This is a genomic window from Vibrio sonorensis (genome assembly GCF_001854765.1).
GTDB lineage: Bacteria > Pseudomonadota > Gammaproteobacteria > Enterobacterales > Vibrionaceae > Vibrio > Vibrio sonorensis.
Map to the genome: position 1 here is coordinate 1 of NZ_LJJE01000013.1, position 12,024 is coordinate 12,024.

Below are 12,024 nucleotides of genomic sequence, written 5' to 3' on the forward strand. Positions count from 1 at the left end.
ATTTAGATGAGCAAAAGCCAGTCGATAGACTGGCTTTTTTATGTCTACTGCTTTTAAGCAAAAAAAACGCTCCAGTGAGGAGCGTTTACTTACTTTTTCTTTTTGTGCGCGTCAGCGTCATCTTTACACGAGCTATCGCTGCATTTTCCATACAGGTACAAGCTGTGATTAGTTAGAGTGACATTGTATTGCGCAGCAATCTCTTTCTGACGCTCTTCGATGACTTCATCGGAGAACTCAATCACTTCGCCACAATCTAGACACACGAGGTGGTCGTGGTGATGTTGTGTAGAAAGTTCAAAAACTGATTTGCCACCTTCAAAATGGTGACGGGTAACAATACCAGCATCATCGAACTGGTTTAGAACTCGATATACGGTAGCAAGACCGATCTCTTCGCCAAGATCTATCAGTTTCTTATACAATTCTTCAGCACTGATGTGCTGGCATTCTGGGTGCTGTAGTACTTCCAAAATCTTAAGGCGCGGTAGGGTAACCTTAAGACCAGCATCCTTTAACGCTTGGTTGTTATCTGACATAGATTTTCCTGTGATGATCTTCAGCTATTAACAGGGTGTAGTAGTTAAAGATTATAGGCTACTATTAGGTAACAATAAACCACGAAGTTCAAAGGGTTACTAGTCTTTTTTGCAAAAACTGTGTGATATCACTGTACTAGCACGTCTGACCAGTTACAATTGCTTAACATTATTCCTGAAATATTGATGAGCTGCGCAAAATGAACCCAACCATAGCTAAATTTTATAAACCGTCTTGGGTAAAATTTGCCCTTAACATTTGGCCGCCTTTCTGGGGAGCGGGAATTTGCATTGAATCTATAAGCGACGACTTTCGAGAAGTAAAAGTAAAACTCAAGCTTAGGTGGTGGAATAAAAATGCGAACCGAACTCAATATGGGGGGAGTATTTTCTCTCTTACCGATCCCGTTTACGCTCTTATGTTAATGGGAATTCTTGGCGAGGAATATTACGTTTGGGATAAACAAGCCAGCATTAACTTTATTAAACCCGGTCAAACGGACTTGTATGCAGACTTTATCATTTCCCAAGATCAACTGGATACTATACTGCGAGACACCGCCACCGGAGAGAAACACTTTCCAGAGTTTATGACCTATGTAAAAGACGAAGAGGGAAATATAGTTTCAGAGGTTCAGCGTAAACTTTATGTTAGAAAGAAACCAAAATACCGCGAACAGGTGGCGTAAAAAAACCTCCGTGAGGAGGCTTTTTCATTAATCTTCAAGTTCAGCTAAGCACATTTCTTCGTGTACTTGCTTACACCATTTTTCAACGCGCTCATCAGTTAACTCTGGCTGGCGGTCTTCATCGATACACAAACCGACAAATTTGCTGTCGTCATCTTCAACAAGCGCTTTAGATGCTTCGAATTCGTAGCCTTCTGTCGGAGTATAACCTAGGATAGTGCCGCCTTTCGCCTCTACGATATCGCGAACAGTACCCATCGCATCACAGAAGTACTCTGCGTAATCCTCTTGGTCACCACAACCAAAAATAGCAACAAGCTTGGTAGAAAAATCAATCTGCTCTAATTCAGGGAAAAAGTCATCCCAGTCACATTGAGCTTCACCGTAATACCAAGTAGGGATACCTAACAGAAGCAGATCAAAGTTATCAATGTCTTCTTTGCTGCTTTTTGCAATATCTTGTACGTGAACCAGTTGTTTACCTAGTTGTTTTTGAATCATCTTTGCAATAGCTTCAGTGTTACCTGTGTCGCTACCGAAGAAGATACCTACACTTGCCATAGATTGATTACCTTTAATATATCTTTAGACGGCGGATCGGGGCAGTTAACCTAACCCAGTGCTTCCCAACTCATTTGGATAATGCCTTTAGCGATAAATCCAGCGCAGCCTAGGAATAGAACCAGCCATACAATGCGACGTCCGAATGGAGGAACATTCCCTGCTTTTAATACATCTTTAATCGCCATACCGATCAAAAAGAAAATAGATGCAAACAGTAAATCAAGTCCGATTGACTCGAGAATGTTCATGTAGTCGTAAAGCATGGTATCCCTATATGCCAATTTGCTTGCGCGAACTATACCATTGTTAACTTAAGAAGTTAATGCATCTAGCTCAAAGTCTGTTACACGCAAATGGCTCTGTCTCAGTTAAATGTCGATTTTAAGTAGTAATGATTATAAAAACTTACGGATGGCCCTAATGACTTCTTGCGGCTTTTCTGCGTGTAGCCAATGGCCCGTATTTGCAATGATGTGGGCTTTGGCTTGACTAAACTGCTGCTGAACCAGTGACTGATGATCCGAAGTGAGATAGTCAGAGTCCCCACCTTTTAAGAAGAGTGTTGGCACTGCAGTGGGACATATGGGGTCCCATCCTAATATTTCATCATAATTGCTAATTAATGCTTCAACGTTAAAGCGCCAAGCCAATATGTCCTCTTCTTTAAACAGGGATTTACTCAAAAACTGTCTAACGCCATCTATTTCAATATGCTTGGCCATTAATTGCATCGCTTGCGAACGAGAAGTAGGCCTGCCTTCTAGTACTGCTTTTAAACCTGCGAAGACGTTGTCATGTCGGCGAACGTGGTAAGTGACAGGTGCCATATCCATAACAATTAATTTTGTGATGCGTTCTTGTAGAGTTTCTGCCACCTTCATGGCGACTTTGCCACCCATAGAGTGACCGATAATAACGCACTGTTTGATATTAAGATGGTTAATCAAAGTAATGACATCATCCGCTTGCTGATAATAAGTATGGCTGTCGGAATGAAAAGAGTGACCGTGGTTGCGAAGATCAATACTTAGCACTTGATGATCATTTCTAAAATCTCTGGCGAGTAGGCCAAGGTTATCTAAATTGCCAAAGAGGCCGTGCAACAAGACGATAGTATCGCCTTTCCCTTCGAGCTTGTAGTTGAGCAGTTGTGACATTTTATCTTATTCGTGACTGGTTTATCGTAGAGTATCAGATGAGAACTCGTTATAATCTCCAAGAGTTTAAACATAGAGATTGTGAAAAGCGAATGAAAACAATTGAGGTTGATGAGGATCTTTACCGTTACATTGCCAGCCAAACCCAGCACATCGGTGAGAGTGCTTCGGACATTCTAAGGCGTTTGCTCAATGTAGACGGCCAGCCGGTAGAGACGGTGGACGTACCGCAAACAAAAGGAATTGTTGTTGCAAAGAGGCCGTTAAAGACGTTCAAGTCGATAGCGTGAAAGAGATGCGTGCTTTATTAATTTCCGACGAGTTCGCTAGCCTTAAGAAAGCCATTGACCGATTTATGATGGTTTTATCCACTCTACACCGTATCGACTCAAGTAGTTTTTCGGAAGCAACGCAAGTGAAGGGTAGAAAGCGCGTTTACTTTGCGGACAATGAGCAAACACTACTGGAAAGTGGTAATACTACCAAACCAAAATCAATTCCTGGTTCACCTTTCTGGGTAATAACCAATAACAATACCAGTAGGAAACGCCAAATGGTGGATCAATTGATGGCGAGAATGAATTTCCCGCTTGATTTAATTGAAAAAGTCACCAACGCGATATAGTGAAATCTAATAGAAGCCTCATAATGCGAGAATCAAATCAAGTATTATGGGGCTTTTTCTTTTACCATAATAATTTAGAAAGGATGTCAAAATGGCTATGCACCCAAGAGCGGGACAGAAGGCCCTGCAAGAGGACCTTCACAATATACCCGCACTGGTTTCCAACTATTTCTTGCTGCAACCTCAAGCAACTAATCCAGACCACAAAGTGGCATTCGGAACTTCTGGCCATCGCGGTACGGCGGATAAATCGACTTTTAACGAGCATCACATTTTAGCTATCGCGCAAGCTATCGCCGAGGTAAGAGCGGATAAAGGTATCAAAGGTCCGCTGTATGTTGGTAAAGATACCCATGCTTTATCTGAGCCTGCTTTTGCTACTGTTATTGAAGTTCTCGTCGCAAATGGTGTGAAAGTGATTGTTCAAGAAGAAAATGGCTACACTCCAACACCGGGCATCTCACACGCGATTCTCACTTATAACCTTAAACACGATGATAAAGCGGATGGGATTGTCATCACGCCTTCTCATAACCCGCCTCAAGATGGCGGTATCAAGTACAACCCAACTCACGGTGGTCCTGCGGAAGGGGAGCTTACACAAGCAATCGAAGATAGAGCGAATGTCCTAATCGCAGAAGGTCTGCAAGGTGTAAAACGTCTTCCTATCGATCAAGCTAAGAGTAGTGAGTTGTTTGTAGAGTTGGACTTGGTGAAGCCATATATCGATGATCTAGTGAATGTCATTGATATGCAGGCGATCCAAAAAGCGGGATTAAAAATCGGTGTTGATCCACTCGGTGGAAGCGGTATTGACTACTGGCGCCAGATTGGCAAAGCCTACCAACTTGATCTGACCTTGGTAAGCGAAAGCATAGATCCATCGTTCCAGTTTATGTCTTTAGATAAAGATGGTGTGGTTCGTATGGATTGCTCGTCTCCTTATGCGATGGCTGGCTTACTAGAACTTAAAGACGAATACGACCTCGCATTTGGTAATGATCCTGACTACGACCGTCACGGCATTGTTACGCCAAAAGGCCTGATGAACCCGAATCACTTCCTAGCTGTTTGTATCGATTATCTCTATCGTCACCGCGAGGGGTGGGGTAAAGACGTTGCCGTAGGGAAAACACTGGTTTCTAGTGCGCTTATCGATCGCGTTGTGGCCGATCTTGGTCGCGAACTGTGTGAAGTTCCCGTGGGCTTTAAATGGTTTGTCGATGGGCTTTATAGCGGTAAGTTTGGCTTCGGCGGCGAAGAGAGTGCTGGTGCGTCTTTTCTTCGTAAAGATGGCACGCCTTGGTCTACTGATAAAGATGGCATATTGCTTTGTCTTCTGGCGGCAGAAATTACAGCCGTAACGGGAAAGAATCCTCAAGAGTACTATGAAGAGTTGGCCGCCAAGCACGGTGAATCGCAATACAACCGTATACAAGCCGTTGCAAACGGTCCGCAGAAGGACGTTCTTAAGAAGATGTCCGCTGAAATGGTAAAAGCGGATACATTGGCTGGAGATAAGATAACGGCCCGATTAACTCACGCTCCAGGTAATGGTGCTGCTATTGGCGGACTAAAAGTGACAACCGAAAATGGTTGGTTTGCGGCGCGTCCGTCAGGTACGGAAGAAATCTATAAGATTTACTGTGAAAGTTTCAAAGGTGAGGCTCACCTTAAGCAACTAGAGCAAGAAGCACAAGAGATTGTAAACCAAGTATTTGCCGAAGCAGGATTGTAAATTCTCTTAATGGAATAATAAGCGACCGAAAGGTCGCTTTTTTTTCGCTTAAGTTTTTGTTTTGATTTTGCTCTGTTCTACTTGGTTAGGCGTTGGTGTCGTTTGGCCACTGGTCATTAACGACGAACCAAAACTTTCCAGACTCTGATATGGCGTGACAAAACCGCCCCGTTGGTTTGTCAATTAGTTGGCTAGTCTCTTTGGAACCCGCCGCCCAATCGACTTTTTCTAATTGATAAAGGGGCTCATCGATCTGCGCCCATTGACGGTGATAACACCAAAACCCTGATATTTGCGAAGGATTAATTTGATAGCCTTTACAATGGGTAGGCAGGGGGGATTTATCGAACGGATTAACATAGAGACGACCTTGTAGTAGGAGTCTTTTTTCATCTGGAATATAGTCGGAAAATTGTTCAACAAAAGGCTTAGAGTCCGACATGTTAAGTTGGTGGTTTAACATGCGTTCTAGCTTCTTATCTAACTGGTCGTGAGCGTTTGGCCCGTACCAAGTTCCTTGGTGAAGCAAATAAAATTTAATGGCGACTTCCCAGTGCTCTAGCTTATTGGTTATTTTATCTTTAACGATCATATCGATGGCGCCGAGAGTTCTGCCACTGTCGTTGAGCTGAATTTCTTCCAGCTCAATAGAGTACCGCTTTGAGTTGAGAAGAACTTGATTCACTAAGTGCTGGTAGACAAAGCCCAATCTTGGGTTGCCATTGTAGCGAACTGAGCTTTCGAGCGCTGGAACGGGCAAGTGTGCAAAGTCGGTGATTGGATAAGTGGTTTCCAACAGCGCGGGAGAGTTGGCTATCCAATGGTAAAAACGCTGGAGTGAGTTCACTAACGGCCTCTTTTTGCATCGTAGTTTTCGACATTGTAACGTGAAATTGCTATAACCGATCTCGAAAATTAGGATTGGAAGTCATAATGAACATCATTGAATTAGAAAATCGACTAAATGAAAAGTTATCCCCTCATCTGATTAAAGATTACTGCCCAAACGGGCTTCAGGTGGAAGGGAAGTCGGAAGTGAAAAAAGTGGTTACTGGCGTGACGGCTTCGCAAGCATTAATCGAAAAAGCGATTGAGCTGAATGCCGATGCAATCTTGGTCCATCACGGCTATTTCTGGAAGGGTGAACCTGAGCCAATTCGCGGTATGAAAGGCAAGCGAATTCGAAGCTTGATTCAAAACGACATCAACCTAATTGCTTACCATCTCCCTCTTGATATCCACCCAGAGCTTGGTAACAACGCTGAGTTGGCAAGGCTGTTAGATATTCAAGTCGAGGGTGGATTAGAAGGCCACGAGCAGTCAGTGGCGATTTACGGGCGTCTGAAGCAGCCAGTGTCAGGCAAGGTGTTTGCTGAAACTATCGCTGCCGTTCTAAATCGCGAGCCGCTGCATATCACGCCTGACAATCAAGATAAGCCAATTGAAACTGTTGGTTGGTGTACGGGAGGCGGTCAAGACTTTATTGAACTCGCTGCTAACCGTGGCTTAGATGCGTTTATTTCTGGTGAAATTTCAGAGAGAACCACTTACACCGCGCGCGAGAGAGATATTCACTACTTTAGTGCTGGCCACCATGCGACTGAGCGTTACGGTATTAAAGCGCTTGGTGAATGGTTAGCCAATGAACACGGTTTAGACGTCACCTTTATCGATATTGATAATCCTGTGTAAACTCAGGTGTACTAGAAATAAAAAAGCGAGCATTAAGCTCGCTTTTTGTGTTTTAAACGGTTTACTCGCGCTCGTGAAGAGGCTCAAATTCGCGTTGAACTTGGCCAGTGTATAACTGACGAGGACGACCGATACGGTTTGCTGGGTCACTGTGCATCTCGTTCCAGTGTGCAATCCAACCGATAGTACGAGACATAGCGAAGATAACGGTAAACATAGAAACAGGAATACCAATCGCTTTAAGAATAATGCCCGAGTAGAAATCGACGTTCGGGTACAGCTTCTTCTCTACAAAGTACTCATCAGAAAGGGCAATGCGTTCAAGCTCCATAGCAACGTCTAGCAGAGGATCTTGAATGTTTAGCTCACTTAGTACTTCGTGACACGCTTCGCGCATTACAGTTGCACGTGGGTCGTAGTTTTTGTAAACGCGATGGCCAAAGCCCATTAGACGGAATGGGTCATCTTTGTCTTTCGCTTTTGCTACGTACTCAGGGATGTTGTCTACGCTGCCAATTTCTTCAAGCATACGCAAACAAGCTTCATTGGCACCACCGTGTGCAGGACCCCAAAGAGAAGCGATACCAGCAGCGATACACGCAAATGGGTTGGCTCCAGAAGAACCCGCCAGACGCACTGTAGACGTTGAAGCGTTTTGTTCGTGATCCGCGTGAAGAGTAAAGATCTTGTCCATTGCACGAGCAACAACAGGATTAACTTCGTAATCTTCACATGGGTTTGCGAACATCATGTGCAAGAAGTTCTCAGCGTAGCTAAGGTCATTTCTTGGGTAGATGAACGGTTGTCCGATTGAGTACTTGTAACACATCGCTGCCAGAGTCGGCATTTTTGAAAGCAGGCGGTAAGCTGCGATTTCGCGGTGTGTATCATTATTGATGTCTAGTGAATCGTGGTAGAAGGCTGCAAGAGCGCCAACCACACCACACATAACTGCCATTGGGTGTGCGTCTCGACGGAAGCCGTGGAAAAAGCTCGCGATCTGCTCGTGTACCATAGTATGGCGTGTGACAGTAACTTTAAATTTCTCGTATTGCTCACGTGTTGGGGCTTCACCGTAAAGAAGGATGTAGCATACTTCTAAATAGTCAGCGTTATTTGCTAACTGATCGATTGGGTAACCGCGGTGCAGAAGAACACCTTTACCACCATCGATGTAGGTGATTTGAGATTCACAAGATGCAGTGGCAAGAAAACCAGGGTCAAAAGTAAAGTATCCATTTGCTCCTAGTTTACGAACGTCGACTACCTGTGGGCCTAGTGTCCCGTCCATAATCGGCAGTTCGATTGGCGCTTGACCTTCAATGTGAAGGGTCGCTTTCTTATCCGCCATAACAATCTCCTTTGTTTATTATTTAATCCATCCAGGATGTTTTGTGTGCCAATTTTTTACGTGTGTTCGGTCACAAAGTCAATTCTTCTCCTCTGATGTGTGCACTTGTTATGATTTTTTAAACGTATAAAGTTAAAAATCTGTTCTGTGTAGCAAAAATTGTTACATCAATTGTATTAGAATGTTGCCAGTCGTATAGTGGCGCTGTAAAATTTGTAAGAAACCTTATAAATTCAAGGCTTGAAACAAATATTAAGTGTCGTTTTTTTGCCTTATTGTTAACAAATGTTTTACAATTAAAGGGTCGATATCTGGCTGTATATTGTTAAATAAATGTTAACTTTTGTAGGTTAGCAGCCAAATTTACATTCATAACTATAAATGCTCAATGGAGCTGAGTGAGCAAGCCCGTGAAAGATAGAAAGTCAAGACCTGTTAATTTAGATTTACAGACCATAAGCTTTCCGATCACTGCAATCGTATCCATCCTACACCGTGTATCGGGGGTGATTACGCTTGTTGGCGTCGGAATTTTGCTGTGGTTATTGTCCATTTCCTTGTCCTCTCCAGCAGGCTTTATACAAGCAGCCGACATCGTCGATAGCTTCTTGGTGAAGTTTGTTATGTGGGGCATCCTGACCGCTTTGGCCTATCACATCGTCCTTGGCATTCGCCACTTGATGATGGACTTAGGTCATTTTGAAGAGCTTGAGTCAGGTGCTTCGAGTGCAAAAGTTGCCATTGCGGTGACAGCAGTATTCTCTGTACTGGCGGGGGTAATGGTATGGTAAAGCATATTTCTTCATTCGGCCGTAATGGGGTGCATGATTTCTTGTTGATTCGTGCCACGGCCATCATCATGACCCTATACACTGTTTATTTGGTGAGCTTTTGTGCGTTCACTGACATCTCTTACGTATCTTGGACCCAGTTCTTCGGTGGCAACTTTACCAAAGTCTTTACTATGCTTGCCTTAGCATCTGTGCTTATCCATGCATGGATCGGTATGTGGCAGGTATTTACTGACTACATTAAGCCCACCTTGTTGCGCGGAACTCTTCAGTTAGCTGCTATTGCACTTCTGTTGGGTTACTTCTTCTCTGGTCTGTTTATTTTGTGGGGTGCGTAAGTGTCTATTCCAGTTCGCGAATTTGATGCCGTAGTAATCGGCGCAGGTGGTGCAGGCATGCGTGCCGCACTGCAAATTTCTGAGCAAGGCTTATCTTGTGCTTTGCTTTCAAAAGTTTTTCCTACCCGTTCTCATACGGTTTCTGCTCAAGGGGGTATTACCGTAGCCTTGGGCAATTCTCATAAAGATAATTGGCAATGGCACATGTACGATACGGTCAAAGGTTCTGATTATATCGGTGACCAAAACGCGATCGAATACATGTGTAAAAATGGTCCTGAGTCAGTGATTGAACTTGAAAAAATGGGTCTGCCATTTTCTCGTTTCGACAATGGCACCATTTACCAGCGTCCATTTGGCGGTCAGTCTAAAGAGTTTGGTGGCGAGCAAGCGGCGCGTACCGCAGCTGCGGCTGACCGTACAGGGCACGCTCTGCTTCACACCCTTTATCAGCAAAACGTAAAGTACAAAACCACAATTTTCTCAGAGTGGTATGCCCTCGATATGGTGAAAAACCAAGATGGTGCCATCATGGGTTGTACTGCAATTTGCATGGAAACGGGTGAAATCTGTTACTTCAAGTCTAAAGCAACCATTCTGGCAACTGGCGGTGCTGGTCGTATTTACGCTTCGACGACTAACGCACACATCAACACTGGTGATGGTGTTGGTATGGCACTGCGCGCTGGAGTACCAATGCAAGATATGGAGATGTGGCAGTTCCACCCAACGGGTATTGCTGGCGCGGGTGTTCTGGTAACAGAGGGCTGTCGTGGTGAAGGTGGTTACCTTCTAAACAAAGACGGCGAGCGCTTTATGGAGCGTTATGCACCAAATGCTAAAGACCTTGCGGGTCGCGATGTTGTTGCGCGTTCAATGATGATTGAAATTCGCGAAGGTCGCGGTTGTGACGGTCCGTGGGGCCCACATATCAAGCTGAAAATGGATCATCTTGGCAAAGAAGTATTGGAATCTCGACTACCGGGCATTTGTGAACTGTCACGAACGTTTGCGCACGTCGATCCAGTGAAAGAGCCGATCCCAGTGATTCCAACTTGTCACTATATGATGGGTGGGGTTCCAACTCAGGTTTCAGGTCAGGCTATCAAACAGCTTGCCGACGGCACGGATCAAGAAGTACAAGGCCTATACGCATGTGGTGAAATTGCCTCTGTATCGGTACACGGCGCAAACCGTTTAGGTGGCAACTCCCTTCTTGACCTTGTTGTGTTTGGCCGTGCAACAGGCTTGCACCTTGGCGAAACGCTAGCGGCTCAAGCTGAAGCACGCCCTGCGACAGAATCGGATATCGAAGCTTCTCTAGCTCGAACCATGCGCTGGGAAAACAGCACGGGTGGTGAAGACCCTGTCCAAATCCGTAAAGATCTTCAAAGCTGTATGCAAAACAGCTTCTCGGTGTTCCGTGAAGGTGATGCAATGGCCACTGGTCTAGAGGAACTCAAGGTTATCCGTGAACGTCTGAAAGATGCACACCTTGCAGATAAGTCTACAGAGTTCAACACTCAACGCATTGAGTGTTTGGAGCTTGATAACCTAATGGAAACCGCATTCTCGACAGCAGTAGCGGCAAATTACCGCACTGAAAGCCGTGGTGCTCACGCGCGATTCGACTTCCCAGATCGCGATGATGAGAACTGGCTATGTCACTCTATCTACAATCCGGAAACTGAACAGATGACCAAGCGCGATGTAAACATGACGCCTGTTCATCGTGAAGCTTTCCCACCGAAAGTACGTACATACTAAGGGAGGATAGAAAAATGAAACTTAACTTCTCTTTGTACCGCTACAATCCAGATGTAGATAAAAAGCCTTACATGAAAGACTACATCCTTGAGGTGGACGAAGGTTCAGATATGATGGTGCTCGATGCTCTTATTCTTTTGAAAGAGCAAGACCCTTCTATCGCGTTCCGTCGTTCTTGCCGCGAAGGTGTATGTGGTTCTGACGGTCTAAATATGAACGGCAAAAACGGTTTGGCGTGTATCACTCCTTTGTCTGCGCTGAAAGGCGACCAAATTGTGATACGTCCTCTTCCGGCTTGCCAGTTGTTCGTGACCTGATTGTTGACATGACTCAGTTCTACGACAACTACGCCAAGGTGAAACCGTTCTTAATCGACGATGATGCCCTACCTCCATCGCGTGAGAACCTGCAATCACCAGACGAGCGTGCTCATCTGGACGGTTTGTACGAATGTATCATGTGTGCATGTTGTACAACGTCTTGTCCTTCATTCTGGTGGAATCCAGATAAATTCATTGGTCCTGCAGGCCTTCTTGCTGCTTATCGCTGGCTGATTGACAGCCGAGATACGGCAACAGATGAACGTTTATCAGATTTAGACGATGCATTTAGCGTTTTTCGTTGCCATGGCATCATGAATTGTGTAAGTGTTTGTCCTAAGGGATTAAACCCGACGAAAGCCATTGGTCATATCAAGACTATGTTGGTAAATCGCTCGGTTTAACATTGAATAAAAATTGCCGGCGAATCCAATATGGGGGAGCCGGTTTCAA

General features: G+C 44.7%; 12 protein-coding genes and 2 pseudogenes. 8 read left to right on the top strand and 6 right to left on the bottom strand.

Going from position 1 to position 12,024, the window contains the following annotated elements; translation table 11 throughout:
- Nucleotides 1–89: 89 nt before the first annotated feature.
- Nucleotides 90–539, bottom strand: a complete 450-nt coding sequence (gene fcrX / locus BLO31_RS02565; protein ID WP_070962749.1) for a ferric iron uptake transcriptional regulator FcrX — start codon at nt 537–539, stop codon at nt 90–92.
- Between the two features lie 200 nt (nt 540–739).
- Here fcrX and BLO31_RS02570 point away from each other — a divergent pair, with 200 nt between their 5' ends.
- The gene (locus BLO31_RS02570; protein ID WP_070962750.1) at nt 740–1,228 is read left to right on the top strand and encodes a DUF4442 domain-containing protein; all 489 of its coding nucleotides are present in this window, start codon (nt 740–742) and stop codon (nt 1,226–1,228) included.
- Nucleotides 1,229–1,255: 27 nt separating this feature from the next.
- Here the strand turns inward: BLO31_RS02570 and fldA are convergent, their stop codons facing one another.
- From fldA to BLO31_RS02585, 3 genes are all read right to left on the bottom strand, one after another.
- Nucleotides 1,256–1,789, bottom strand: a complete 534-nt coding sequence (fldA, locus tag BLO31_RS02575) for a flavodoxin FldA (RefSeq protein ID WP_070962751.1) — start codon at nt 1,787–1,789, stop codon at nt 1,256–1,258.
- Between the two features lie 50 nt (nt 1,790–1,839).
- Nucleotides 1,840–2,055, bottom strand: a complete 216-nt coding sequence (locus tag BLO31_RS02580; protein ID WP_070962752.1) for a DUF2788 domain-containing protein — start codon at nt 2,053–2,055, stop codon at nt 1,840–1,842.
- Nucleotides 2,056–2,187: 132 nt separating this feature from the next.
- Nucleotides 2,188–2,949 carry an alpha/beta fold hydrolase gene (locus tag BLO31_RS02585; RefSeq protein WP_070962753.1) on the bottom strand — a complete coding sequence of 254 codons (762 nt, stop codon included), beginning with the start codon at nt 2,947–2,949 and terminating at the stop codon, nt 2,188–2,190.
- Nucleotides 2,950–3,041: 92 nt separating this feature from the next.
- On the opposite strand from BLO31_RS02585, the pseudogene seqA reads away from it, so the two are divergent.
- Nucleotides 3,042–3,574, top strand: a pseudogene (seqA, locus tag BLO31_RS02590) (replication initiation negative regulator SeqA).
- A 91-nt stretch (nt 3,575–3,665) separates the two neighbouring features.
- On the top strand, nt 3,666–5,312 hold the full coding sequence (gene pgm / locus BLO31_RS02595; RefSeq protein ID WP_070962754.1) for a phosphoglucomutase (alpha-D-glucose-1,6-bisphosphate-dependent): 1,647 nt from the start codon (nt 3,666–3,668) through the stop codon (nt 5,310–5,312).
- A gap of 85 nt (nt 5,313–5,397) precedes the next feature.
- Here pgm and BLO31_RS02600 read toward each other — a convergent pair whose 3' ends face one another.
- A complete protein-coding gene (locus BLO31_RS02600; RefSeq protein WP_070962755.1) occupies nt 5,398–6,159 on the bottom strand; it encodes a DUF1853 family protein in 762 nt (253 codons plus the stop codon).
- Nucleotides 6,160–6,245: 86 nt separating this feature from the next.
- Here BLO31_RS02600 and BLO31_RS02605 point away from each other — a divergent pair, with 86 nt between their 5' ends.
- Nucleotides 6,246–7,004: a Nif3-like dinuclear metal center hexameric protein gene (locus BLO31_RS02605; RefSeq protein ID WP_070962756.1), complete on the top strand. Its 759-nt coding sequence runs from the start codon at nt 6,246–6,248 to the stop codon at nt 7,002–7,004.
- A 61-nt stretch (nt 7,005–7,065) separates the two neighbouring features.
- Here BLO31_RS02605 and BLO31_RS02610 read toward each other — a convergent pair whose 3' ends face one another.
- Complete coding sequence (locus BLO31_RS02610) at nt 7,066–8,355, bottom strand: citrate synthase (RefSeq protein ID WP_070962757.1); 1,290 nt, start codon at nt 8,353–8,355, stop codon at nt 7,066–7,068.
- Nucleotides 8,356–8,753: 398 nt separating this feature from the next.
- On the opposite strand from BLO31_RS02610, the gene sdhC reads away from it, so the two are divergent.
- From sdhC to BLO31_RS02630, 4 genes and pseudogenes are all read left to right on the top strand, one after another.
- Nucleotides 8,754–9,146, top strand: coding sequence for a succinate dehydrogenase cytochrome b556 subunit (gene sdhC / locus BLO31_RS02615; RefSeq protein WP_070962758.1), 393 nt, complete (start codon nt 8,754–8,756; stop codon nt 9,144–9,146).
- Nucleotides 9,140–9,484, top strand: coding sequence for a succinate dehydrogenase, hydrophobic membrane anchor protein (gene sdhD, locus BLO31_RS02620; protein ID WP_070962759.1), 345 nt, complete (start codon nt 9,140–9,142; stop codon nt 9,482–9,484). Before sdhC ends, sdhD begins: the two co-directional genes overlap by 7 nt.
- Nucleotides 9,485–11,251 (top strand): succinate dehydrogenase flavoprotein subunit, encoded by a 1,767-nt coding sequence (gene sdhA / locus BLO31_RS02625; protein WP_070962760.1) that lies wholly within the window; start codon nt 9,485–9,487, stop codon nt 11,249–11,251.
- Nucleotides 11,252–11,265: 14 nt separating this feature from the next.
- A pseudogene (locus BLO31_RS02630) lies at nt 11,266–11,975 on the top strand (succinate dehydrogenase iron-sulfur subunit).
- Nucleotides 11,976–12,024 lie beyond the last annotated feature (49 nt).